The following is a 24732-nucleotide window of genomic DNA, read 5'->3' as shown; positions in this document are numbered from 1 at the left end:
GCTCGGTTTCCGGCGCGGCGCGGGCGGGCGGGGGCGGGGGCGCGGGCGGTGCCGCGCAACCGGCGAGCAGTGCGATCGCGACGCCGCCGATCATGGGCGCCGCGCGGTGCCACCAGGCCGCGGGGCGGGCGGCTGAAGGCCGCATCTGCCCAATTCGTGTCGATCGACCTCCGCGCGCGCAAAACGCTGCGCGCTCAATCACTTGCGTGCTTGTCCGGCGGGTTATCAACAGGGCTGTCAACATAATCTGGGGATAACCCTAGGTTGGTTCGCTGACGCCCGGCGCGCGATCAGTGCTGCAGTTTCGCGTGCGCGAGATGCATGCCGAGCGTACCCGGGTCGGTATTCGTGCCCGACAGCAGCACGCCGACGCGCTTGCCCTGCAGCGTTTCGCGCAGCGGGCCGAGCAGCGCGGCGAGGGCGGCCGCGCATGCCGGTTCGACCGACAGCTTCAGTTGCGAGAACAGGAACAGCATCGCGGCACGCAGCGCGTCGTCGGACACGGTGACGATGCGGTCGACGTGGCGCCGGCACAGCTGGTAGCTGTATTCCTCGGTATGCGGCGCCATCAGCGAATCGGCGATCGTCTGCATCGCGCTCATCTTGATCGTGTGATTGGCCGCGAAGCTGCGGCTCATCGCGTCGGCGCCTTCCGGCTCGACGCCGTACACGTGTACGCGCGGATTCGCGAGCCGCAGCGCGGTCGCCATGCCGGCCGCGAGCCCGCCGCCGCCGATCGGCACGATCACCGCGTCGAGGTCGGGGGTCTGAGTCGCCCATTCGTAGCCGAGCGTCGCGGTGCCGAGGATCGTGTGATAGCCGTTGAACGGATGGATGAAGAAGCGGCCTTCCTCGGCCTCGATCCGGCGCACCAGATCGAACGCCTGCGATGCGCTGCCCGCCAGCACGACTTCCGCGCGGTACTGCTTGCACTGCGCGATGCGCGTCGGGCTCGCGGTGTGGAACATCACGACCTTGGCGCTGCTGCCGAGCCGCATGGCCGCATACGCGACGGCCGCCGCGTGATTGCCGGCCGACACGCAGGTGACGCCGGCGTTCTTGCGCGCCTCGTCGAGCGCGAGCAGGTGCGTGAACGCGCCGCGCGCCTTGAAGCTGCCGCTCACCTGCAGCAGCTCGAACTTGAAGTTGACGTGCGTGCCCTCGAGGGACGGCAGGTCGGCGCGTTCGAACACGGGCGTGCGCGCGACCCAGGGCGACAGCGCGAAATGCTGCGCGGCGATTTCGTCGAGCGTCGGGATCGGCTCGCCGTCGATCGTCGTATGGGCCGTGCCCTGTTGTTCAGTCGACATGACGTGGCGGGTGGCGGAGTGGGCCGGCCCGCACACGCGGGCCGGCGTGGCGGGAGGCAGTCAGTGCGCGTCGACCGACATGCTGCGGATGAACTTGCGCAGGAACTGCTCGCAGCCAGCGAGCTGCGCGAGCTCGACATATTCGTTCGGCTTGTGCGCCTGCTCGATGTTGCCGGGCCCGCATACGACGCTCGGGATGCCCGCGCGTTCGAACAGGCCGGCCTCGGTGCCGTATGCGACCTTGCGCTTGTCCTGGTCCGCCGTCAGCGCGCGCACGAGTTGCGTGATCGCGGCCTGTTCGGTTGCGTCGAGGCCGGGCGCCGCGGCGATCTTCGAAAATTCGATCGCGGCATTCGGATGCTCACGAAGCATCTGCGGCAGCAGCGTTTCCCGTGCATACGCTTCGATGCGCGTGAAGATCTGCTCGGGATCGAGCGTCGGCAGGTTGCGGAATTCGAAGTCGAAACGGCACTCGGCCGGCACCGTGTTGATCGCGTTGCCGCCCTGGATCGTGCTCGTCTGCGCGGTCGTGAACGGCACGTCGTACAGCGCGTCGAACGGCCCTTCGGCGCGGAAGCGGTCGGCGATGTCGCGGATGTGGCAGATGAGGCGCGCCGCATACTCGATCGCGTTCAGCCCCTTCGGCGTCAGCGACGAGTGCGCCGCGTGGCCGCGCACGCAGCAGCGGTATGCGTTGATGCCCTTGTGCGCGATGATCGGCCGCATGCTGGTCGGCTCGCCGACGATGCAGCCCGACGGTTGCACGCCGCGCTTGACGAGGTCGGCGATCATCAGCGGCGCGCCGGCGCAGCCGATTTCCTCGTCGTAGGACAGCGCGAAATGGATCGGCTTCGCGAGCTTCGTCGCCTGCATCTCGGGCAGCAGCGCGAGCGCGGCGCCGATGAAACCCTTCATGTCGCAGGTGCCGCGGCCGTACAGGCGGCCGTCGCGGATTTCCGGCGCGAACGGGTTGCTGTCCCATTGCTGGCCGTCGACCGGCACGACGTCGGTATGCCCCGACAGCACGATGCCGCCGTTCGTCGAGCCGTCGTGCGCGGGCACGGTCGCGAACAGGTTCGCCCAGCCTTCGCGTGGATCGTGCGTGATCGTCGAGGCGATGCCTTTCGCGGCGAGCGCGTCGCGCACCGTTTCGATCAGGCCGAGGTTCGGCACGCGGCTCGTCGTGTCCATCGACACCAGTTGCTTGATCCAGGGCAGGCTGACGAGCGACGCGTCGCCTTGGGTGTCGGTGGACGGCGCCGTGGCGTCGAGAGTGGACATGGCAAAACTCCGTCTGATGAATGCGAAAATCATACTCAAAAACGCGCCGGCCCGCCCGCGCCGCGCGCAGTGCGGTGCAGCATCGGCGCGGCCGTCAGGACCGCGTCACGACCCGTCAGCGCGCCGCGGCCACCGCGCCCTGCCTCGGGGCGAGCGCGCGCAGCGTTTCCTTGATCGTCGACACGCGGATCGCGAGGTCGGGCGAGCGCGTCTCGATCCGCAGCTTGTCCTGGCCCGCGAGCTTGATGTGCCGGTGCTTCTGCACCATCTCGATGATCCGCATCGGATCGATCGGCGGATTCGGCTCGAACTGCAACCCGATCGCGGCCTCGCTCGCGTCGATCTTCACGATGCCGAGCGGCTTCGCGGCGATCCGCAGCCGGTGCGTCTCGACGAGCGCGTGCGCCTGCGGCGGCAGCTTGCCGAAGCGGTCGATCAGTTCTTCCTGGATACCGTCGATCGCGTCGCCGTGCTCGCAGTTCGCGAGCCGCTTGTACAGCGACAGCCGCTCCTGCACGTCCGCGCAGTAGTCGGCCGGCAGGATCGCCGGCGCATGCAGGTTGATTTCCGTCGTCGCGGCGAGCGGGGCGGTGAGGTCGGGCTCCTTGCCGTTCTTCAGCGCCTTCACCGCGTCGTTCAGCATGTCCGTATAAAGCTGGAAGCCGATCTCGTGGATCTCGCCCGACTGCTTGTCGCCGAGCACCTCGCCGGTGCCGCGGATCTCGAGGTCGTGCATCGCGAGATAGAAGCCCGAACCGAGTTCCTCCATCTGCTGGATCGCTTCCAGCCGGCGCTGGGCCTGCTTGGTCAGCGCCTGCGGATCGTGCACGAGCAGGTACGCGTACGCCTGGTGGTGCGAACGGCCGACGCGGCCGCGCAACTGGTGGAGCTGCGCGAGACCGAACTTGTCCGCGCGATGCATGATGATCGTGTTCGCGCTCGGCACGTCGATGCCGGTCTCGATGATGGTCGTGCACAGCAGCACGTTCGCGCGCTGCGCGACGAAATCGCGCATCACCCGTTCGAGCTCGCGTTCGTGCATCTGGCCGTGCGCGATCACGATGCGTGCCTCGGGCACGAGCGCCTCGAGCATCGCCTTGCGGTTCTCGATCGTCTCGACCTCGTTGTGCAGGAAGTACACCTGGCCGCCGCGCTTCAGCTCACGCAGCATCGCCTCGCGAATCACGCTTTCTTCCTCGCGGCGCACGAAGGTCTTGATCGCGAGGCGCTTCTGCGGCGCGGTCGCGATGACCGAGAAGTCGCGCAGCCCCTCGAGCGCCATCCCGAGCGTGCGCGGAATCGGCGTCGCGGTGAGCGTCAGCACGTCGACCTCCGCGCGCAGCGCTTTCAGCGCTTCCTTCTGGCGCACGCCGAAGCGGTGTTCCTCGTCGATGATCACGAGGCCGAGGCGCTTGAACTGCACGTCCGACGACAGCAGCTTGTGCGTGCCGATCACGATGTCGACGCTGCCTTCGTTGATCTGCGCGATCGCCGCGTTCACTTCCTTCGTCGTCTTGAAGCGCGACAGCTCGACGATCCGCACCGGCCAGTCCGCAAAGCGGTCGGCGAAGGTCTGCGTGTGCTGCTCGGCGAGCAGCGTGGTCGGCGACAGCAGCGCGACCTGCTTGCCGCCCAGCACCGCGATGAACGCGGCGCGCAGCGCGACCTCGGTCTTGCCGAAGCCGACGTCGCCGCACACGAGGCGGTCCATCGGCTTGCCGCTCGTCATGTCGCCGATCACGGCCGCGATGGCTGCCGCCTGGTCGGGTGTTTCCTCGAAGCCGAAGCTCTCGGCGAACTTCACGTAGTCGCGCGGATCGAGCGAGAACGCGTGGCCTTCGCGGGCCGCGCGGCGCGCGTACAGGTTCAGCAGCTCGGCGGCCGTATCGCGAATCTGCTGCGCGGCCTTGCGTTTCGCGCGCTCCCACTGGCCGGAGCCGAGCGCGTGCAGCGGTGCGCTGTCGGGATCGGCGCCGCTGTAGCGCGAGATCACGTGCAATTGCGCGACCGGCACGTAGAGCTTGCTGTCGCCCGAGTATTCGAGATGCAGGAATTCGGTCTCGCCTTCGCCGAGGTCCATCGACACGAGGCCCATGTAGCGGCCGATGCCGTGCTGCGCGTGGACGACCGGGTCGCCGACCTTCAGTTCCGACAGGTCGCGCACCATCGCGTCGACGTTGCTGGCCTGTTCCTGCCGGCGGCGGCCCGCGCGGCGGCCGAGCGCGCCGTACAGCTCGGTCTCGGTGACGACCGCGTAGCCTTCACCGGGCACCGCGAAGCCGTTCGCGAGCGGCGCGACGCCGAGCGCGAAGCGTTCGTCGCTCTCGAGCCAGCCCGCGAAGTGGTCGTTCGACGCGGGGCGCAGATGGTGTTCGGCGAGCAGTTGCAGGATCGTCTCGCGACGGCCGGCCGATTCGACGGTCAGCAGGACGCGCTTGCCGGACGATTCGACGAACGTGCGCAGCGACGCGAGCGGATCGTCGGCATGGCGATCGACGGAGAGCTGGGGCAGCGCCGTCGCCCAGCCGCCGGCCGGCTGCGCGGGCAGCACGACGCGTGCGAACGGCTTCGCGAACGCGAAGAAATCCTCGTCGGACAGGAACAGGCGCTGCGGTTCGAGGATCGGCCGCTCGCGATCGTGCGCGAGGAACGCATGACGCTGCTTCGTGTCGGCCGTGAAGCGGCGGATCGACGCCTCGAGATCGCCGGCGAACACGAGGTGCGCATCCTGCGGCAGGTAGTGGAACAGCGTGGCGGTTTCGTCGAAGAACAGCGGCAGGTAATACTCGATGCCGGCCGACGGCACGCCGTTACCGATGTCCTTGTAGATCGGCGCGCGGCTCGGATCGCCTTCGAACGTCTCGCGCCAGCGGCTGCGGAAGGCCGTGCGCGCGGCTTCGTCGAACGGAAACTCGCGGCCCGGCAGCAGGCGCACGTCGCGCACCGGGTAGAGGCTGCGCTGCGTGTCGGGGTCGAACGCGCGGATCGAGTCGACCTGGTCGTCGAACAGGTCGATCCGGTACGGCAGCGGCGAGCCCATCGGGTACAGATCGATCAGCGAGCCGCGTACGCAGTATTCGCCGGGCCGCACGACCTGGCTCACGTGCTCGTAGCCGGCCAGCGTGAGCTGCGCCTTCAGCTTCGCCTCGTCGAGCCGCTCGCCCTGCGCGAATGCAAACGTGTACGCGGCCATGAACGACGCGGGCGGCATCCGGTACAGCGCGGTGGTCGCGGGCACGAGCAGGATGTCGCAGCGGCCCTCGCCGAGATCGTGCAGCGTCGCGAGACGCTCCGATACGAGGTCCTGGTGCGGCGAGAACGTGTCGTACGGCAGCGTTTCCCAGTCCGGCAGCAGGCGCACGCGGGCGTCGGGCGAGAAGTAGCGGATTTCCTGCGAGAGCCGCTGCGCGTCGACCGCGTTCGCGCAGATCACCGCGAGGAGCGGCACGTCCTGGCGGTTGTCGGCGAGATAACGGGCGATGGCGAGCGCGTCGGCGGAACCATGCGCGCCGTCGAAGGCGAAACGCTGGCCGGACTTGACGCGGGCAATGGGCGAGGCGGACGGGGTGGAAGCGTTATCTGGCATAGGGACGACAGGGGTGGCGTGCACGGGCGCATCGCGGTGCGCCGGTCGAGACGAAAGACCTATTATAAAATCCGCTTCTCGATTTCATCTTTCCGGCGTTTCCCTTCGTGACTCCCCGACTTTTCGCCCTGATTCCCTGTGCCGGCACGGGCAGCCGTTCCGGTTCGGCCGTGCCGAAGCAATACCGCACGCTGGCCGGCCGCGCGCTGCTGCACTACACGCTCGCCGCGTTCGACGCGTGCAGCGAATTCGCGCAGACGCTCGTCGTCCTCGCGCCCGACGATTCCCATTTCGACGCGCGCCGCTTCGCGGGCCTGCGCTTCGCGGTGCGCCGCTGCGGCGGCGGCTCGCGTCAGGCGTCGGTGCTGAACGGGCTGCTCGGGCTGGCCGAATTCGGCGCGACCGACCAGGACTGGGTGCTGGTGCACGACGCGGCGCGCCCGGGCATCACGCCGGAGCTGATCCGCACGCTCGTCGCGACGCTGAAGGACGATCCGGTCGGCGGCATCGTCGCGCTGCCGGTTGCCGATACGCTCAAGCGCGTGCCGGCCGGCGGCGACGCGATCGCGCGCACCGAGTCGCGCGACGCGCTGTGGCAGGCGCAGACGCCGCAGATGTTCCGCATCGGCATGCTGCGCGAGGCGATCCTGCGCGCGCAGCGCGAAGGGCACGACCTGACCGACGAAGCGAGCGCGATCGAATGGGCCGGCCATACGCCGCGCGTCGTGCAGGGCAGCCTGCGCAATTTCAAGGTCACGTACCCGGAGGATTTCGCGCTCGCGGAAGCGATCCTCGCGCGCCCCGCGAACGCCTCCTGACTTTCACCCCCTCTCAATCGGAACACGCATGGATTTCAGAATCGGACAAGGCTACGACGTGCACCAGCTCGTCGAGGGGCGCCCCCTCATCATCGGCGGCGTGACGATTCCGTACGAACGCGGCCTGCTCGGCCACTCGGACGCGGACGTGCTGCTGCACGCGATCACCGACGCGCTGTTCGGCGCGGCGGCGCTCGGCGACATCGGCCGCCACTTCTCCGACACGGACGCGGCATTCAAGGGCGCCGACAGCCGCGTGCTGCTGCGCGAGTGCGCGGCCCGCATCAAGGCGGCCGGCTTCACGATCCAGAACGTCGACAGCACCGTGATCGCCCAGGCGCCCAAGCTGGCGCCGCATATCGACGGGATGCGCGCGAACATCGCGACCGATCTCGGGCTGCCGCTCGATCGCGTGAACGTGAAGGCGAAGACGAACGAAAAGCTCGGTTATCTCGGCCGCGGCGAAGGGATCGAGGCGCAGGCCGCCGCGCTGCTGGTGAAGCAGGGCGGTTGACGGGGGCCAGCGGCATCGCGCGGTTCGCCCCGCGCGATGCCTCGGCAATGAAAAATGCCACGCATCTGCGTGGCATTTTCGTTTGAAGCCGGCGCCGCGCGCGGCATTGCTGCCGGCGCGGAACGCAACCGCTTATTCGCCTTCGGCGGCGATCACCTGCGCGGCGGCGTTGATCACCGATGCGATACGGCCGACGTCGCGCAGCTGCGTGACGGTCATCCCTTGCTCGTTCTTCAGCAGCGCATAGTGCGACTTCACGCAGAAGTGGCACTTGCCGACGATCGACGCGGCGAGCGCGTACATCTCGAACTTGCGCTTGTCGACGCCGCCGTGCGTCGCGTACGCGCCCATCCGCAGTTCGGCACGTTGCGTCTTCAGGTCGGCGTCGTCGGCCATCTCGACATACGGATACCAGGTGTTGTTCATCCCCATCAGCGCGGCCGCCGTCAGCACGGCATTCGTCTCTTCGGGCGACAGGACGCCGGCTTCGCGGATCGTCTTGATGAGTACCGTGCTCTTCGCCGCGATCGCCGCCGCCAGCGCGACGCCGACCGCGTCGGTGCCTTCGAGCGACGAGCGCGAGATCGTGCCGTCGAGGTTCAGGCGAATGTCCTTCGCGTAGTCGGGAATACGTGCCTTAATCGAGTCGATGAATTCCATTGATATCTCCTATGGGTTGGCCGTTAAAAAAGCCCGCAGGCAGGACGTGCGCCGCGGGCTTCGTGCATCGATGCGCTTACAGCGTTGCGCCGCCGACTGCACGGTTGCACGGGCAGAGTTCGTCCGTTTGCAGGCCGTCCAGAATCCGCAGGACTTCTTCCGGGCTGCGGCCGACGTTCAGGTTGTTCACCGAAACGTGCTGGATCGTGTTGTCCGGATCGACGATGAACGTTGCACGCAGGGCCACGCCGGCTTCCTTGTCGCGCACGCCGAGCTGGTCGATCAGCTCGCCCTTGACGTCGCCGAACGAGTAGTGGTTCAGCTTGTCGAGGTCCTTGTGCTCACGGCGCCATGCGAGCTTGACGAATTCGTTGTCCGAGCTGCCGCCCAGCAGGACGGCGTCGCGCTCTTCAAACTGCTTCGTGAGCTTTGCGAATTCGACGATTTCCGTCGGGCACACGAACGTGAAGTCCTTCGGGTAGAAGTAGATGATCTTCCACTTGCCCGGGAACGACGCTTCGGTGACGGTCTCGAATGCCGACTGGCCGTTTTCTTCGTGGTTGTTGAAGCCCGGCTTCGCGGCCACGACGGTGAAAGCTTCGAGTTTATCGCCAACGGTTTTCATGCGGATACTCCTGTATGAGTTGGGAAGAAGACTGAGTCAAGCTACCTCGGTGCTGCAACGATGGTGTGACAGCATGGGCGAGACTGTAACACTATTAGTAAGGCGCTTCAATAGATTTTGACTAACGCCCTCCATAGTTTTTTTCAACCGGATCGATAGTGTGAAGGGCGGCAGGCGTACGCGAGCGCGTCACGCCGTCGCACGTGCCTTGCCGGCGCCGGGGAATTCGAGCGTGACTTCGAGGCCCGCGTCGGGGCTGCGGTTGCGCAGGCGCAGCGCACCGCGATAGCGGCCGACGAGGCGCAGCACGATCGCCATCCCGAGCCCCGTGCCGTCCGCCTTGGTGCGCGCCGTGTCGACGCGATAGAACGGCCGCATCACGAGCGGCAGCTGGTCCTCGGGGATGCCGGGGCCTTCGTCGCTCACCGAGAGCTCGACGCGCGCGTGCGTCACGCGCGTCTCGAGCGTGATGCGCGACACGCCGTCGTCGCGGCTCTGGCCGTATTTGCGCGCGTTTTCGACGAGGTTGCCGATCACGCGGCGCATGTCGGTCTCGTCGGCTTCGATCACGGCGTTCGGCGCAAGCCGCGTGCGGATCTCGACGCCGTCCTCGCCCGACACGCGCGCGGCGACTTCGTGCGCGATCGAGGAGAGGTCGACCGGCTCCGGCTTGCGCTGGGTCGGACGCGCGTAGTCGATGAAGGCCGCGATGATGCGATCCATTTGCTCGATGTCGTCGACCATCGCGTCCTTGGTCGCCTGGTCGGACGGGCTCATCTCGGTCTCGAGCCGCAGCCGCGCGAGCGGCGTGCGCAGGTCGTGCGAGATGCCCGCGAGCATCAGCGCGCGATCGGCCTCGAGCTGCTCGAGGTCGCGCACCATCTGGTTGAAGCTGCGGTTGGTGTCGGCCGCGACGCCCATCCCGCGCTCGGGCAGCGGGTCGGGCGCCTGCCCCGAGCCGACCTGGCGCGCGACGAGCGCGAGCCGCGAGAACGGCCGGTTCACGAGGCTGGTGATGAACGCGGAGCCGAACAGCGACAGCGCGAGCGCGAATAACCCCCAGCCGGCCCACTGCAGGCCCGTGACGTTGTCGAGCTGGTCGCGGTCGAGCGCGACCCAATAATCGTCGTCGTCGATCTTGAAGCTGATCCACACGCCGGGAATGTCGTTGACCGACTGCGCGATCACGGTATCGTCGCCTAGGCGGCTGCGGATGTCGTGCTCGATCAGGCGGTTCAGCGATTCGTCGGGCTGCAGCTTGAACTTGTCGGTCTTTTCGCGCGGGTACACGCGCACGCCCTCGTTGCTCTCGAGATCCTGCAGCAGCGCGCGCCGCAGGTCGGGATCGGAATAGAGCAGGGCGGTGCGCGTGAGCTTCACGACCGCGACGAGCTGGAGAGCCACGCGCTGCGCGCGCGGCTCGCGCTCGATCACACGAAAGCTCTGGAACCACGCGGCGAGACTGACCGAGATCAGCAGCGCGATCAGCAGGAAGGTGCGCCAGAACAGCCCGCCGAACGCGAGCTGCAGGAGGCGCCGGTCGATACGCATGGGACGGGCCGTGGGCGGGCGAAACCGGAAAGGAAAAAGATCAGGCGGCGCCGTCCGGGATGAACACGTAGCCGAGGCCCCAGACGGTCTGGATGAAACGCGGGCTGCCCGGATCCGGTTCGATCAGCTTGCGCAGGCGCGAAATCTGCACGTCGAGGCTGCGGTCGAACACTTCGTATTCACGGCCGCGCGCGAGCTCCATCAGCTTCTCGCGCGACAGCGGCTGGCGCGGATGGCGCGCGAATACCTTCAGCACCGAGAATTCGCCGGTCGTCAGTGGAATTTCCTGGCCGGATTTCGTCAGTGTGCGGGTCGCGAGGTTCAGCGAGAATTCGCCGAACTCGAACACCTCGGTGGTTTCCGACGGTGCGCCCGGCAGCTCGGCCGGCGCCTGGCGGCGCAGCACCGCATGAATGCGCGCGACGAGCTCGCGCGGGTTGAACGGCTTCGGCAGGTAATCGTCGGCGCCCATCTCGAGGCCGACGATGCGATCGACGTCCTCGCCCTTCGCGGTGAGCATGATGATCGGCGTGCGGTCGTTGCTGCCGCGCAGGCGGCGACAGATCGACAGGCCGTCTTCGCCCGGGAGCATCAGATCGAGCACGAGCAGGTCGAAACGCTCGCGGACCCAGAGCTTGTTCATTGCGGTTGCGTTTTCGGCGACGTAGACATTGAAACCCTGCTCGCCGAGATAGCGGCGCAGCAGATCGCGCAGGCGCGGGTCGTCGTCGACGACGAGAATCTTGGAGGGGTTTTTCGTTTCCATGATCGGCATCTTATCGCGAATGGGAATTGACGCACGGCCGCGTATTTTCGTGCGTTACAGTCGGTTACAAAATTTACCCGTAGTGTCGCGCCGAGTAAAGGCAGGCTATATAGATTCCTTTACTCGAAGCCGAAATTCGGTAGATACTCCCCTGCACTCCATCATTCATCTTTGCACACCCGAATTCCGCAGGGTTTTTCAAGTACCAGAGGTAACCGGTTGCCGCGTGACGAAGGGAACAAATCGACCAAAGAAGCGAGGACGGTCATGCGATCTGCCCGGATTGCACTGATGCTGACGATCGCGCTCGCCGGTCCGTATGCGTCGAACTTCGCGTATGCGCAGCGCCCCGAGCAGGGCGCATCGTCGCGCAAGCTGCCGCGCGGCAAAGCGCCGCAGTCCGATCGTACCGCCGAGATGACGGTCCGTTCCGCCGTGCCTCCCGATCTCGAACAGCGCCGCCGCGACGGGCACATGACGCCCGAGGAGCGCCACCTTTTGCGCCAGCACATCGAGGACGCCGTTCGCGAGCTGTACAAGCGCTGACGCGCCGTCTTTCGCCCTGCGGATTACAACGCGATACATCGCGCGGAAAAGATTCGTAGCAATTTTTCCGTCAACTTTCGCCTGCCGATTGCCGTTGTACCGGCATCCGCACCGCCGGTGCGCACCGGGAGTCCATGACGATGAAAGCGAACGCTGCCGCACCGGCGCCGTCGCCCGCCATGCAGTCGCCGCTCGACGCCGACGACGCATTGTTTTTCCTGAGCCGTACCGGTTTTTCTCCCGCGCCCGCCGATGTCGCGCGCATCGTCGGCATGACGCGCGCGCAGGTCGTGGCCGACACGCTCGGCAGTGTTCGGCGCGAGCCCGTCACGACGTGGCCGGACTGGATCGCCGAGTTGCCGCCGACGCGCGCGCAACGCCAGGCGCTGACCCCCGACATGCGGCGCGACGAGCAGCGCGAGCGCAATGTCCGTTACGATGCGCTGCGCGCGGCCTGGGTCAACGAAATGATCGTCACGCCGTCGCCGCTGACCGAGCGCATGACGCTGTTCTGGCACGGGCACTTCACGTCGGGGCAGGACAAGGTGCCTTACCCGCAGACGATGGCCGCGCAGAACGCGCTGTTTCGCCGCGAGGCGCTCGGCAACTTCGGCGTGCTGCTGCACGCGGTCGCGAAGGATCCGGCGATGCTTCAGTATCTCGACGGCGCGAGCAATCGCAAGGGCCGCCCGAACGAGAACTTCGCACGCGAGGTGATGGAGCTGTTCACGCTCGGCGAAGGGCATTACACGCAATACGACGTGACCGAAGCCGCGCGCGCGATGACGGGCTGGACGGTCGATCCCGACACGCTGCGCTTCGAGGTGCGGCCGGAATGGCACGATGCGGGCGACAAGACGATCCTCGGCGAAACGGGGCCGTTCGACGGCGACGGCTTTCTCGACATCCTGCTGAAGCAGCCCGGCACCGCGCGCTTCATCGCCGGCAAGCTGTGGCGCGAGTTCGTGTCGGATACGCCCGATCCGGGCGCGCTCGATGCGGTGGCAGAGCGGTTTCGCGCGAGCGGCTACGACGTTCGCGCGGCGCTCGCCGCGCTGTGGTCGACCGACGCCTTCTGGGACCCGCGCAATCGCGGCGTGCTCGTCAAGTCGCCGGCGGAATTCGTCGTCGGCTCGGTGCGGCTGTTCGACGTTGCGTACGGCGATCCGCAGATGCTTGCCAACACCGTGCGCACGCTCGGGCAGAACCTGTTCTATCCGCCGAACGTGAAGGGCTGGCCGGGCGGCGCGCTGTGGATCAACAGCACCACGCTGCTTGCGCGCAAGCAGTTCGTCGAGCAACTGTTCCGCGCGACCGAGACGGCCGGCATGCACCCGCCGGCGCGTGCGATGGCGCCGCCGCCGAATGTCCGCGCGCACGCGATGCCGGTGGTCGATGCGGCGTCCGCCGCCGGCATGCGCGCGGCGCCTGCCAGGCCCGCGCGCGGCGGCCTGCGTTTCGACCTCGAACGCTGGCTCGCGCAATATCGCGCGCGGCCGCAGGCGATCGCGGGCTTGTCGACCGAGCTTCAGTTGCAGCACGCGGTGCTGCAGCTTTCGCCGGTCGCGGCGATCGACACGGATTCGACCGGCAGCGCGTATCTCGAGGCGCTGCTGATGGATCCGGCCTATCAACTGAAATGATTCGAACGACGATGAAGCGGGGAGCCGGTGCGGCAAAGGTGCCGGGCGGCGAACCAAAGGATGCGCGATGAACCGACGTGATTTTCTGACGCTGACGGGCGCCGCGGCCGCAGCCGGCGTGTCGCTGTGGCAGGCGCCCGCGATGGCTGCCACCGGACGGCAGCCGGCGGCAGGGTATGCGAACGTGCTGATCCTCGTCGAGCTGAAGGGCGGCAACGATGGCCTCAACACGGTGGTGCCGTATGCCGATCCGCTGTATTACCAGTTCCGGCGCAGCATCGGCATCAAGCGCGAGCAGGTGCTGCAACTCGACGCGCACACGGGGCTGCATCCGTCGCTCGCGCCGCTGATGCCGCTGTGGCGTGACGGGCAGGTCGCGGTCGTGCAGGGCGTCGGTTATCCGCAGCCGAACCTGTCGCATTTCCGCTCGATCGAGATCTGGGATACGGCGTCACGCTCCGACCAGTACCTGCACGAAGGCTGGCTCACGCGGACGTTCGCGCAGGCGCCGGTGCCGCCCGGGTTCGCGGCGGACGGCGTTGTGCTCGGCAGCGCCGAGATGGGGCCGCTCGCGAACGGCGCGCGCGCGATCGCGCTCGTCAATCCCGCGCAGTTCATCCGTGCGGCCCGCCTCGCCGAGCCGTCGTCGCTGCGCGAGCAGAACCCCGCGCTCGCACACATCATCGACGTCGAGAACGACATCGTGAAGGCCGCCGACCGGCTGCGCCCGCGCGGCGGGATGCGCGAATTCCGGACGGCTTTTCCGGCCGGCGCGTTCGGCACATCGGTGAAGACCGCGATGCAGGTGCTGGCCGCGTGCGAAGCGTCCGGGCCCGGCGCGCAGGATGGTGTCGCGGTGCTGCGCCTGACGCTCAACGGCTTCGACACGCACCAGAACCAGCCGGGGCAGCAGGCCGCGCTGCTCAAGCAGTTCGCGGAAGGGATGAGCGCGATGCGCGGCGCATTGATCGAACTCGGGCGCTGGAACCAGACGCTCGTGATGACGTATGCGGAATTCGGGCGGCGCGTGCGGGAGAACCAGAGCAACGGCACCGATCACGGCACGGCCGCGCCGCATTTCGTGATGGGCGGTCGCGTGGCCGGCGGGCTGTACGGCGCACCGCCGGCGCTCGGGCGGCTCGACGGCAACGGCAACCTGCCGGTCGCGGTCGATTTCCGCCAGCTTTATGCGACCGTGCTCGGGCCGTGGTGGGGGCTCGATGCGACGCGCGTGCTGCAGCAGCGCTTCGACACGCTGCCGTTGTTGAAGGCGTGATGCGTCGTGACGTTCAGCGGCGGCGCGCGGCGCGCCACGCGATCCACAGCTTGCGGATCGGCGTCAGTGCAATGCGCTGGTGCAGCACCTGGTAGTCGTCGCGCTCGATTTCGTCGAGCAGCGCGCCGGCCAGTGCGATCTGCGCGCGCAGCGTGCGCTGTGCGCGGCGCCCGGATGCGGGGATCGCCGCTTCGGCGGCCGCAAGCGCTTCGCGTGCCCGTGCCGTCTGGAATTGCAGCAGCTCGGTGAACGCCGGGCTGTAGCGACGGTTCAGCAGGTCGGCCGCCGTCACGTTGTAGCGCTGCAGTTCGTCGATCGGCAGGTAGATGCGGCCGTGGCGCGCGTCGTTGCCGAGTTCCTGCACGAACTGCGCGAGCATCAGCGCGCGGCCGGCGTCCGCGGCCCACGGCTGCGGGTCGGCCGGGTTCGCCGAACTGGCGCGCGCGACCAGCGACGCGAAGGTGCCGCCGACCTGCGCGATGTAGCGCTGCAGATTCGCGAAATCGAGGTAGCGCGCCTGTTCGAGATCCATCCCGTAGCCGTTGACGAGCGTGCGCAACGCGTCGGCTTCGGCGGCGATCGCGGGGTGATGTTGCGCGAGCGCCTTCGTGACCGGATGCGACGGCTGTCCGTCGGCCAGCGCCGCGAGTTCCTTGTGCCACCACGCGAGCTTCGTGTGTCCGACGGTCGGGTCGCTGGTTTCCTTGACGGTTTCCTCGAGTTCGCGGCGCAATGCGAACAGCGCGGTCAGGCGCGGTTGCGTGGCGAGCGGCGCCTGACGCAACGCGTAGTAGACGCTGGAGCCCGCAGGGGCGGCCTTTTGCTGACAGTAGTCGTCGAAGTTCACGGGCGGAATCGTGTGGGGGCGGGTTCGGGGGACGCGCGGCGGCGCGGTGCCGAAACGTCGAGCGCGGCATTCTAGCACCGCCGCACGACGGGTGCCGGCGGGGCGAGACAACGCCGCCCGGATCGGGTAGAATCTCGCGCTCGCCTGATCGGGCGTGCCGGCTCGAGGCCGGCGCGATGTCCCGGGCGCGCGGCAACGCATCTTGCGTGCCGCGTAGTCAGGCGACAGAAAATGCGCGTGAGTGGCGAAATTGGTAGACGCACCAGGTTTAGGTCCTGACGCCCGCAAGGGTGTGCCGGTTCGAGTCCGGCCTCACGCACCAGAAGTCGAACATGCACTCGTCAGGGTGCGGTTCCCGAAAAAGCGCTGCCGGTCGGCTGACCGCAGCGCTTTTTCGTTGATGCCTGTCTTGTTCGCGGACGTGCAGCCCGTACGAGGAGCGCACCCTCAAATTCGGCCGCATGTAATATCGTCAGCGCGATCGAATACGAGAAGTACGAGAACACCGAGGGGCCACCGATGAAAAACACCGTACGCATTCCGATTTCCGTTCTGGCGCTGATGCTGGCCGCGCCGGCGTTTGCCAATACACCTGCCGACAACGTCGCATGGAGCGCCAGGCCGCTGCATGTGGCTGCATCGACGTCGGCGTGCTCTGCGTACTCGGGGCGGGTGATGGCGGGCGGCGAGTCGCTGTCGACCGAAAACGTGCTGAAAGCGCTCGGCACGTCGCTGGCCGGCGCCGTGCTGGGCGCCGTCACCGGGGGGTATCAGGGCGCGGTCTCCAATCCGTGCCCGCGTCCCGGCCTGTGACCGGCGCGCAGGCGAGTCGAGGGGCTCGCCGCGTTATCCGGAACAAGCCCGACGAAGCGCCGCGCGTCACCCGACTCGCGGCGCTTCGCCGTTTCAGGCGCGTCTATTCCCAGAAACTCCGGATCGCAACCGCCACGATCACCGGCACCGAAAAAACCAGCGGGATCGCGAAATACTGCGCCTCGCGATCGACGATCCAGCTATAGATCACCCACGCCGCGCCGAGCGCGAACGTGATGAGGCCGACCGTCACGGCTGCGATGTTCAGGGCCAGTTTCGAAGGCTGGCGGCGCGTCTTGGCATCGTCATTGTTGTCGCGCGGGGACGATTTCATCGGAAGAGTACGGCTTCGGGCCGGAACGGGAATAAAGGCACAGGAGACCCCATCCGCTCCGATCGCGCAAGAGGGCCGCCGCCGGCCGGCCCCGGCGCGTTCGTCAGCGCGCATTACAACCCGAACGACGCCGCCAGTTCGTCGAGCAGTCCGCGCTGGAACGCGACGAACCGTTCGCCCGGCTGCTGCGCGATCGCGAGGTCGAGCATCGGATCGGCGACGTCGGTACGAATGCCGGCCAGTTCCTCGACGATCGCGAGCCCGCAGAACGGCACGTACGCCTCCGAATAGCCGCCTTCGTGAACGATCACGAGCCGCCCGCCGCAATGGCGCTGCGCGGCATCTTTCACCGCACGCGTCATGAACCGGTAGCTGTCGGTATGCAACTGCATGCGCGCGAGCGGATCGACCGCACTCGCGTCGAGGCCGCTGGCGATGACGATCAACTCGGGCCGGAAACGCGCCAGCGCCGGCAGCACGATCCGCTCGAACGCGTAGCGATAGGCATCGTCGCCGCTGCCCGCGAGCAGAGGCACGTTCAGGTTCGCGCCGACGCCCGCGCCTTCGCCGCGATCGTCCGCGCCGCTATAGCCGGGCGGGAAGCAGCGGTCCTGATGCAGCGAGATCGTCAGCGTGTCCGGATCGTCGTAGTAGATCGACTGCGTGCCGTTGCCGTGATGCACGTCCCAGTCGATCACCGCGACGCGCTCGATGCCGTGTTTCGCGCGGGCGGCCTCGATCGCGATCGGAATGTTCGCCAGCATGCAGAAGCCCATCGGGCGATCGCGCAGGCAGTGGTGACCGGGCGGCCGCGACAGCGAGAACGCGTTGGCCGCGCGCTCGCCGACGACCGTATCGACGGCCGCGATCGCAAGGCCGGCAGACAGCGCGGCGATCTCGTAGCTCCCTTTGCCGAACGGCGCGAGATCGCCGAGGTCGCCGCCGTTCGCGTCGCTGAGTGCGCGGAACGCGTCGAGATAGTGCGCGGGATGAATGCGCAGCAGGTCGGCGGTCGTTGCCGGTTCGGCGCCGCGCAGGTCGAGCTGCGCGGCCAGGCCCGAGGCCTGCACGAGCGACAGGAAACGGCGCTTCGAATCGGGCGATTCCGCGTAGCCTGCGCTCGACGGCGGCTGGACCCAGCCGCCGACCGGGAAGAACAGCGCATGCGTGCCGCCGGTGTGCCAGAAAGTGCGTTCGTCGGTGAAAAAAGCAGTGCGATTCATGGATGTGCGAGACCTGTCACGGTTGGGAGGAAACGGAGGCGTGCGTGCGGCGATCGATGTGGCGCAGCGCGGCGAAAGACACGATCGCGACAGCCGTCGCGATCGTGAACAGCGCGTGCATCGTGCCGCCGGCGTCGAGCATCAGCCCGGCGAGCAACGGGCCGGCAGCGAGGCCGGCGCCGATCACGAAATTGAGCGTGGCCACGAGGCGGCCCGACGAATCGATCTGCGCGACGGTCGCGAGGATGAACGGCAGGACGAATGTCCACGCGAACTTGAACGCGAAGATCGCCGCGCTGTAACCGCCGGCTTGCCGCATCACGGCGAGCGCGACGAGCGAGGCCGCCAGCAGCGCGTAACCGGCCGTCAGCATGGCGCGCCGCGCGAGCCGGCCGCCCGCGCACGACGCGAGCGCCGCGCCGGCGATGCCCATCACGCTTGCGATCGCGAGTACGTTGCCGGTCGACTGCGGATCGAGCCCGGCTTCGGCCGCGGCCCGGCTCGCGAACGTCCACACGCTGCCGATCGCGAGATAGAACGTCAGCACCGCGCCGATCGCAAGCACGATCAAGCCTTGCGGCGTCCGTGCCGCCGCGCCGCGCGCGTGTTGCGCAGGCGCGGTTCGCGCGCCCAGCGATGACGGGAAGCCGCGCGACAGCGGCGCGGCGAGCAGCGCGAGCCCGGCGAGCGCGACGTACAGCGCGCGCAGCCCGAATGCCGCGAATACATGCGGCAGCACGAACAGGCCGATCGCGCCCGCGATCAACTGGCCGACGACCCACAGGCCGTACACGCGGTCGCTGTTCTCGCTTGTTGCGGCGCTCGTCATGCAGAGCACCATCAGCGAACCACCGCCGAGCGCGGTCACGGCGCGCAGTGCGAGCAGCGCGACGAAGCCCGGCATCCACAGCGCGGTCAGCAGGTTGCCCGCGCCGAACAGCGCGATGGCGAACGCGGCCACGCGGCGTGCGTCGATGCGACCGAGCCACAGGTACGACGGCACGGTCGCGAGGCTGAACGCACCGAGTTCGACGAAGAAGTAGGTGCCGATCTGCGAGGCGGACAGCCCGAGCTGCGTCGCGAGCTGGCCGGCGACGGCGGGCGCGACGAGCAGCAGCAGCGGCGTGATGGCCGCGAACACGACGAGCGCGACGAGCGTCGAGCGCGCGAAGGCCGATGCGCGGCCGTCGGGCGGGAGTGCGGCATCCGGGGACAGGGTTTTCATGGCGGGATCTCGTGTGGGGAATCAGAACAGGTGGTACATGCCGACCATCGCGCCGAACTGCGATGCGCCGGCGAGCGGCGTCGGGTCGTATTCGTAGACGGTCTGCGAACTCTGGCCGCTGTTGCGCGCATAGCCGAGGTTCACGTAGGCGACGGTGCGTTTCGACAGCGCATACGTGGTGCTCGCGATGAACAGCGTCGGGTGGCCGATGGCCGGCGCGCGCGAGTCGGTGTGGTAGACGCCCGCGTTCAGGCCGATCCCGTTCGGTGTCAGGTAGCGCGCACCGCCCCAGACGATCGTGCGCGCGGCGTCGAGGTCGCCGGTCAGGCGTTCGACACCTGCATAGACGGTGAGCGGCAGCGCGGCGAACGCATAGCGTGCGGCGAGCGTGCCGAGTTCGCGGCGGCGTGCCGACGTGTCGTCGGCCGCCGATACCTCGCCGTGTGCCTGATGCAGCACCGCGCTGACCGACAGGCCGTTGCTCGTGTACTGGCCGCCGAGTTCGAGCACGCGTCCGGCGCGCGTATTGCCGGCGACGCCGGACGTCGCGGCAAGCGCCTCGACGTCGAAGCCGGCGAAGGTCGGCGACTGGTACTTGACGGAGTGGTCGATGAAGTTCGCGTTCATCGGCACGATGACGCCCTGGCCGCTGTACGACGCGTACCAGAGCGGGTCGTAGAACAGCGTCTTGTCGAACAGCACGCTGAACTGACGGCCGAGCGTGACGGTGCCCACGGGCCCGGCGACGCCGACGTACGCGCCGCGGAAGAACGCGTAGCCGGGCGCGGTCGCGGTGCCGTCGTTGAGGTTGAGGCCCTGTTCGAGCTTGAACAGCGCACGCCAGCCGCCGCCGAGATCCTCGTTGCCCTTCAGCCCGACCTGAGAAGGCAGGATGCCGTAGTTCTGCAACTGCACGGCCGAACGGCGCCCGTCGGCATGCGTCAGGTATTGCACGCCGGCATCGAGCGCGCCGTACAGCGTGAGGGTCGACTGCGCATGCGCGCCGGCGCCGCACGCGGCAAGCGTCGCGACGGCCGCGGCCGTGCGGATGAAGCGGGGTTTCGTCACGTGGGGTTCTCCATACCGTCCTGCATCGGTTTGTCGTTGGTGTTGTCGCGACGCAGTGTCCGCAGCGGGAAAACCTTCGAACAGTCGTACAGATGAACGGTGCGGAAAACCCGAGGTGCGCGGCATGGTCGCGACGCGCTGGCGTCGCGCGGCGTGCTGCGGAGCAGCAACGTGCCGCGTACCGTTCAAATGGATGGGGCTGGCGCCGGTTCCGGCACCGGGGCCTGTCAAAAAAGCCGGTCGCTATAATCGGCCGGTGTCGTTGCGCACGTCAGCAGCCCGATCGGGCAGGGGAGCGGAAGGTGAGGATCACGACGGATATCGGGCAGGATCTCGAAGCGCTGCGTGACGTGCCGGCAGCCATCGTGCTCGACGACTTCGCCTGGCCGCCGCTGCCGTCCCGGCGTGCGGATTTCGACGGCGTCACGCGCGGCGACGCATCGCAGCGCGAACTCGGGTTGATGCTGCTCGACCTGTACGCGGTTGCCGCGCGGTCCGGCATCGGCGAATTCGAATACCGCTTCTTTTCGCTGCTGCAGGTGCTCATTCCGTTCGACGCCGCGTGGACAGGCGTCGCAACTCATGTGCCGACCGGCCCGGTGATGCACAACAGCTTCCTGTACCGTCTGCCGCACGCGTTCTTCAGCGACTGGAAGCGCGTGCGCGATTGCGACCCGCTCGCGCACCGCACGCTGCGCGGCGCACACGGCCATGCGGTGCGGCTGTCGGTCGTCGAGCCGGGGCTCGATGCACGGTTTCGCGACTGGTGCGTGAAGTACGGGCTCGCGCAACTGATGTGCGTGTGCACGCTCGATCGCCGTTTCGGCCTGACGACGTTCATGTCGATCTACCGTCAGGGCCTGAACCGTCCGTTCAGCGATGACGATGCACGCCGTTTCGAGGAAGTGATTCCGCATCTCGCGGCGGCGCTGACGATCAATCGCGCTGCGCAGCTCACGCGCGAGCGCGGCGATGCAGTTGCGCCGGCCGCCCGCGCGTTGTGCGACAACTTCGGTGTGCTGCATCACGCCGATCATGGTTTCGACGACGTGCTGCGCACCGAGTGGCCGGCATGGGCCGGTGCACGCGTGCCGGAGCCGCTCGTTGCGCACCTGCGGCGCCAGACGGGCCAGCCGTTCGTCGGCGATGCGTTGCGGATCCAGTGCGTGCCGGTTGCGGGGCTGTTCCAGATCGAGGCGCGGCCGCGCTCGCTGCTCGACCGCCTGAGCCCGCGCGAGCTCGCGGCGATCCGCTATTACGGCGCCGGGCGCTCGCACAAGGAAGTCGCGCAACAGATGGCGATTTCGCCGACGACCGTGCGCCACTACCTGCGCTGTGCGTACCGCAAGCTCGGCATGCACGACAAGAGCCAGATCGCCGGCGTGCTCGGCGCGACGGGCGGCGCGGCCGACGACGAACCGGTGGAAGCCGGCGGCGAGCCGCGCTGACGCATGCGAACGCCGTGCGTCGCACGGGGTTGCGTGAATGGTTGTGCCCGCAACCATTGAGCGTTATGCTCGTCAGCTCCCAGGAGACGGAATTCCATCATGAACGACACGAATTCAGGGTCGGTGCGCGCGGCGGTGGTCGGGGTCGGCGCGATCGGCGGATTGCTCGCGGCCGCGTTGTCGCGGGCCGGGATGACCGTGAGCGCGTACGCGCGCGGCGCGACGCTCGACGCGCTGAACGCGCACGGCGTGCGCGTGATCGACGAGGCGGGCACGACGTCGTCGGTTCCGGTGCGAGCGAGTGACGATGCGGCCGCGCTCGGCGTGCAGGACTACGTGGTGATCGCGCTGAAGGCACAGGCACTGCCGGCATTGGCCGCGCGCATCGCGCCGCTGGTCGGGCCGGACACCGTGATCGTCGCGGCGATGAACGGGCTGCCGTGGTGGTTCACGCACGGGCTCGAAGGCGCGCTCGACGGCGTGCCGCTCGACGCGGTCGACCCGGCCGGCGCGGTGTCGGCAGCGTTGCCGCCCGCACAGGCGATCGGGTGCGTCGTCCATTTGTCGTCGAGTACCGACGCGCCGGGCGTCGTGCGGCGCGGGCGCGGCAACCGGCTGATCGTCGGGGCGCCCGATGCGCGGCTCGATACGGCCGCTGCCCGGTTTGCCACGGCGCTCGCGGCGGGCGGTTTCGACGTCGAGTCGACGCCGGCGATCCGGGCCGAGATCTGGACGAAGCTGTGGGGCAACATGAACATGAATCCGCTGAGCGCGCTGACGGGATCGACGGCCGAGCAGCTGCTCGACGATCCGTTCACGCAGGGTCTCGCGCTGCGGATGATGGAGGAGGCGGCCGCGATCGGCGCGAAGCTCGGCCTGTCGACGGGGATGAGCGGGCCCGAGCGGATCGCGGTCACGCGCAAGCTCGGTGCGTTCAAGACGTCGATGCTGCAGGATTTCGAAGCGGGCCGCGCGCTCGAGATCGGGCCGATCCTCGGTGTGTTTCCCGAGCTCGGGCGCAAGCTCGACGTGCCGACTCCGTATTGCGACGCGGTGCTCGGGCTGCTGCGCCAGCTGGCGACGAACAGCGGGTTATAAGCGCGGGCGGGGCCGCTGCATGCGCGATGCCGGCGAGGTGGCGCGCTGCAATCCGGTTGCCGCGCGCAGCGCATCACGCAAAGCGGGCCGCCCGCGTCGCTGGTGTGGCGACCGGGGCGGCCCGTCGAATTCATCGGATCAATACTGCGGACGTCGTGCCCGCGTGCCGGTCAGTCGTCCCGCTCGATCGCGTGCGCGACGACCTTGTCGAGCAGCCGCTCGAATGTCTGGCGTTCGCTGTCGGACAGGCATGCGAGCAAGCCATCGTTCCACTTGCGCACGATCGGCATGATCTTGCGATGCAGCGCGCGGCCGTCGGCGGTCAGCGCGATCAACACGATCCGGCCATCCTCCTCGCTTGCGCTGCGTTCGAGCAGCCCCTGGCGCAGCAGCGCCTCGGCCGCCCGGCTCGCCTGGCTCTTGTCGAGATTGGTGTGGCGCGCCAGATCCATGATCGAGAACGGGCCGAAGGCGCCGACGGCGGCGATCACGCGCGCCTCGGGCAGCGAGATGTCGAGCTTGTGCCGGTACACCTCGCCGATCCCGCGGTCGGATCGCTTCGTGAGCGCGTGGAGGCGATAGGTCAGAAACTGATCGAGCCCGGCTTGACGGCCTTTCATGTCGAATCCTGAAGAAAAAGGGCGGGCCCGATTGTTCCTGTATCGCGCGCTCGGGTCAACGGTCAGTGTGCGCCGTACTTCAGGCGTGTCAATTGCTCCGCTTCGTTCGCGAGCAGATTGGCCGCGTCGCGGATCGCGACGTCGAGCGTGATCGGCCCGGGAGCCGGCGAGAAGCAGCCGGAAAAATGTTCGGACAGGCGCGGCAGCGCGGCCGGGTCGACCGCGCCGGACAGCAGCGACGCGGGCACGCCCGCGGCCTGCGCGTGGCGGCACGCGATGAACGGCGCCTTGCCGTGCAGCGTCTGTACGTCGGAGCGGCCTTCGCCGGTGATCAGCCAGCCCGCGCCGGCGAGCGCCGCGTCGAGCCCGACCTGTCGCGCGACCACCTCGGCCCCCGCTTCGAATTGCGCACCGAGCATGTGCAGCGCGAATCCGAGGCCGCCCGCGGCACCGGCGCCCGGCAGGTCGCGGCCGCGACGGTCGAGCGCGCCTTCGAGCAGGTCGGCGAAGCGGGCGAGTGCGGCGTCGAGGGTGGCGACCTGCTCGGGCGTCACGCCCTTTTGCGGGCCGAATACGGCGGTTGCGCCGTGCGCGCCCGTCAGCGGGTTGTCGACGTCGGACATGCCGATGAATTCGGTTTCCTTCAGCCGTGGGTCGAGCCCCGACGCGTCGACGCGCGCGATGTCGGCGAGCCGCGACGGCACGGGCTCGACCGGCTGGCCGCCCGCGTCGAAGCACTGCAGGCCGAGGCCTGCGAGCAGCCCGGCGCCCGCGTCGTTGGTGCTGCTGCCGCCCAGCGCGACGAAGAAGCGGCGCACGCCTTCGTCGAGCAGCGTGCGGATCGCCTCGCCCATCCCGCGCGTGCTGCGCGCGTCGACCGGCACGCTCATGCCGACCGGATCCGTGATGCCGACGATCTCGGCCGTTTCGACGATCGCGGTGCGCGCGTCGATCACGCCGACCGCCGCGTCGCGCGCCGCGAGCGACGCACCGGCTACCCGCAGCGTGCGCCGCGTGCCGCCGCCTGCCAGCATCGCGTCGAGCGTGCCTTCGCCGCCGTCGGCCATCGGGCAGCAGCGCACGACGGCGTCGGGCCGGGCGCGGCGGATGCCGGTGGCGATCGCGTCCGCGACCTGCTCGGCGGAAAGCGAGCCTTTGAACGAATCGGGCGCGATGACGACGACAGGCGCGGACGGGTGTTGCGGCATGGTGTCTCCGGAAGGCGTGATTGGTGTGAAGAATATTGGGGCGCGACGGCGGTGCACCCTCATTCGGAGCTTACAGGATGGCAGGCCCGTGGTGGATACGCCATGCGGCATAGCGGCGATCCGCGCGCATTGCCGTGCGAAGGGCTGCCGGCGCGGTGCGGACGTACGCGCGTCGCGCCGATCTGGCGGTGTGAGGAAAATTGTTTGCTAGAATAGTCGATTCTTCCGGCCAAAGCCGTGCTCCGAGCCGCTTGCGCTAGCCATCCGGCGCG

22 protein-coding genes and 1 tRNA gene are annotated in these 24732 nt (G+C 68.2%); 9 read left to right on the top strand and 14 right to left on the bottom strand.

The window, feature by feature from the left end; all coding sequences use genetic code 11:
* Positions 1 to 290 precede the first annotated feature (290 nt).
* The 3 genes from ACTJLD_RS34725 to mfd all read right to left on the bottom strand — a co-directional run bounded on the left by ACTJLD_RS34725 (position 291) and on the right by mfd (position 6177).
* Positions 291 to 1310 carry a threonine/serine dehydratase gene (locus ACTJLD_RS34725; protein WP_027787142.1) on the bottom strand — a complete coding sequence of 340 codons (1020 nt, stop codon included), beginning with the start codon at positions 1308 to 1310 and terminating at the stop codon, positions 291 to 293.
* A gap of 60 nt (positions 1311 to 1370) precedes the next feature.
* Positions 1371 to 2591 (bottom strand): acetylornithine deacetylase, encoded by a 1221-nt coding sequence (argE, locus tag ACTJLD_RS34720; RefSeq protein WP_021160382.1) that lies wholly within the window; start codon positions 2589 to 2591, stop codon positions 1371 to 1373.
* A gap of 115 nt (positions 2592 to 2706) precedes the next feature.
* Positions 2707 to 6177 (bottom strand): transcription-repair coupling factor, encoded by a 3471-nt coding sequence (gene mfd / locus ACTJLD_RS34715; RefSeq protein WP_027787144.1) that lies wholly within the window; start codon positions 6175 to 6177, stop codon positions 2707 to 2709.
* A gap of 107 nt (positions 6178 to 6284) precedes the next feature.
* Between mfd and ispD the strand changes: the two genes are divergently transcribed.
* Positions 6285 to 6995 (top strand): 2-C-methyl-D-erythritol 4-phosphate cytidylyltransferase, encoded by a 711-nt coding sequence (gene ispD / locus ACTJLD_RS34710; RefSeq protein WP_059694632.1) that lies wholly within the window; start codon positions 6285 to 6287, stop codon positions 6993 to 6995.
* A 28-nt stretch (positions 6996 to 7023) separates the two neighbouring features.
* The gene (ispF, locus tag ACTJLD_RS34705) at positions 7024 to 7509 is read left to right on the top strand and encodes a 2-C-methyl-D-erythritol 2,4-cyclodiphosphate synthase (RefSeq protein WP_226180130.1); all 486 of its coding nucleotides are present in this window, start codon (positions 7024 to 7026) and stop codon (positions 7507 to 7509) included.
* A gap of 132 nt (positions 7510 to 7641) precedes the next feature.
* Here the strand turns inward: ispF and ACTJLD_RS34700 are convergent, their stop codons facing one another.
* From ACTJLD_RS34700 to ompR, 4 genes are all read right to left on the bottom strand, one after another.
* On the bottom strand, positions 7642 to 8169 hold the full coding sequence (locus ACTJLD_RS34700; RefSeq protein ID WP_011352388.1) for a carboxymuconolactone decarboxylase family protein: 528 nt from the start codon (positions 8167 to 8169) through the stop codon (positions 7642 to 7644).
* 76 nt (positions 8170 to 8245) lie between these two features.
* Complete coding sequence (locus ACTJLD_RS34695) at positions 8246 to 8794, bottom strand: peroxiredoxin (RefSeq protein ID WP_006478563.1); 549 nt, start codon at positions 8792 to 8794, stop codon at positions 8246 to 8248.
* 189 nt (positions 8795 to 8983) lie between these two features.
* Complete coding sequence (locus ACTJLD_RS34690) at positions 8984 to 10345, bottom strand: ATP-binding protein (protein WP_027787146.1); 1362 nt, start codon at positions 10343 to 10345, stop codon at positions 8984 to 8986.
* Positions 10346 to 10385: 40 nt separating this feature from the next.
* Positions 10386 to 11120, bottom strand: a complete 735-nt coding sequence (gene ompR, locus ACTJLD_RS34685) for an osmolarity response regulator transcription factor OmpR (RefSeq protein WP_006478565.1) — start codon at positions 11118 to 11120, stop codon at positions 10386 to 10388.
* 258 nt (positions 11121 to 11378) lie between these two features.
* On the opposite strand from ompR, the gene ACTJLD_RS34680 reads away from it, so the two are divergent.
* The 3 genes from ACTJLD_RS34680 to ACTJLD_RS34670 all read left to right on the top strand — a co-directional run bounded on the left by ACTJLD_RS34680 (position 11379) and on the right by ACTJLD_RS34670 (position 14576).
* Positions 11379 to 11657 carry a hypothetical protein gene (locus ACTJLD_RS34680; RefSeq protein WP_011352385.1) on the top strand — a complete coding sequence of 93 codons (279 nt, stop codon included), beginning with the start codon at positions 11379 to 11381 and terminating at the stop codon, positions 11655 to 11657.
* A 140-nt stretch (positions 11658 to 11797) separates the two neighbouring features.
* Positions 11798 to 13300 (top strand): DUF1800 domain-containing protein, encoded by a 1503-nt coding sequence (locus tag ACTJLD_RS34675; protein WP_091921058.1) that lies wholly within the window; start codon positions 11798 to 11800, stop codon positions 13298 to 13300.
* Between the two features lie 67 nt (positions 13301 to 13367).
* The gene (locus ACTJLD_RS34670) at positions 13368 to 14576 is read left to right on the top strand and encodes a DUF1501 domain-containing protein (protein ID WP_027787148.1); all 1209 of its coding nucleotides are present in this window, start codon (positions 13368 to 13370) and stop codon (positions 14574 to 14576) included.
* 13 nt (positions 14577 to 14589) lie between these two features.
* Here the strand turns inward: ACTJLD_RS34670 and hpnD are convergent, their stop codons facing one another.
* The gene (gene hpnD, locus ACTJLD_RS34665; RefSeq protein ID WP_059490014.1) at positions 14590 to 15423 is read right to left on the bottom strand and encodes a presqualene diphosphate synthase HpnD; all 834 of its coding nucleotides are present in this window, start codon (positions 15421 to 15423) and stop codon (positions 14590 to 14592) included.
* A gap of 235 nt (positions 15424 to 15658) precedes the next feature.
* Here hpnD and ACTJLD_RS34660 point away from each other — a divergent pair.
* Positions 15659 to 15745, top strand: a tRNA-Leu gene (locus tag ACTJLD_RS34660).
* A 197-nt stretch (positions 15746 to 15942) separates the two neighbouring features.
* Positions 15943 to 16236, top strand: coding sequence for a hypothetical protein (locus ACTJLD_RS34655; RefSeq protein ID WP_060311836.1), 294 nt, complete (start codon positions 15943 to 15945; stop codon positions 16234 to 16236).
* A 103-nt stretch (positions 16237 to 16339) separates the two neighbouring features.
* On the opposite strand, the gene ACTJLD_RS34650 is transcribed toward ACTJLD_RS34655, so the two are convergent.
* The 4 genes from ACTJLD_RS34650 to ACTJLD_RS34635 form a co-directional block, all read right to left on the bottom strand.
* A complete protein-coding gene (locus tag ACTJLD_RS34650) occupies positions 16340 to 16570 on the bottom strand; it encodes a hypothetical protein (RefSeq protein WP_021160392.1) in 231 nt (76 codons plus the stop codon).
* A 113-nt stretch (positions 16571 to 16683) separates the two neighbouring features.
* Entirely contained in the window at positions 16684 to 17793 is a 1110-nt protein-coding gene (locus tag ACTJLD_RS34645) for a class II histone deacetylase (protein WP_060174331.1), read from the bottom strand.
* Positions 17794 to 17809: 16 nt separating this feature from the next.
* A complete protein-coding gene (locus ACTJLD_RS34640) occupies positions 17810 to 19018 on the bottom strand; it encodes an MFS transporter (RefSeq protein ID WP_060206013.1) in 1209 nt (402 codons plus the stop codon).
* Positions 19019 to 19039: 21 nt separating this feature from the next.
* Entirely contained in the window at positions 19040 to 20086 is a 1047-nt protein-coding gene (locus ACTJLD_RS34635) for a porin (RefSeq protein ID WP_124672090.1), read from the bottom strand.
* Positions 20087 to 20388: 302 nt separating this feature from the next.
* On the opposite strand from ACTJLD_RS34635, the gene ACTJLD_RS34630 reads away from it, so the two are divergent.
* Complete coding sequence (locus tag ACTJLD_RS34630; RefSeq protein ID WP_440660969.1) at positions 20389 to 21534, top strand: response regulator transcription factor; 1146 nt, start codon at positions 20389 to 20391, stop codon at positions 21532 to 21534.
* A 99-nt stretch (positions 21535 to 21633) separates the two neighbouring features.
* Entirely contained in the window at positions 21634 to 22632 is a 999-nt protein-coding gene (locus tag ACTJLD_RS34625) for a 2-dehydropantoate 2-reductase (RefSeq protein WP_440660967.1), read from the top strand.
* A gap of 170 nt (positions 22633 to 22802) precedes the next feature.
* On the opposite strand, the gene ACTJLD_RS34620 is transcribed toward ACTJLD_RS34625, so the two are convergent.
* Complete coding sequence (locus ACTJLD_RS34620; protein WP_021160399.1) at positions 22803 to 23252, bottom strand: MarR family winged helix-turn-helix transcriptional regulator; 450 nt, start codon at positions 23250 to 23252, stop codon at positions 22803 to 22805.
* Positions 23253 to 23314: 62 nt separating this feature from the next.
* Positions 23315 to 24460 carry a glycerate kinase gene (locus ACTJLD_RS34615; RefSeq protein ID WP_174413451.1) on the bottom strand — a complete coding sequence of 382 codons (1146 nt, stop codon included), beginning with the start codon at positions 24458 to 24460 and terminating at the stop codon, positions 23315 to 23317.
* Positions 24461 to 24732: the final 272 nt, after the last annotated feature.

It is taken from the genome of Burkholderia sp. 22088 (assembly GCF_052045915.1).
GTDB classification, from domain to species: Bacteria; Pseudomonadota; Gammaproteobacteria; order Burkholderiales; family Burkholderiaceae; genus Burkholderia; species Burkholderia cepacia.
The sequence above is the reverse complement of the archived record's forward strand: the minus strand, read 5'-3'. Positions and strand labels throughout refer to the sequence as shown.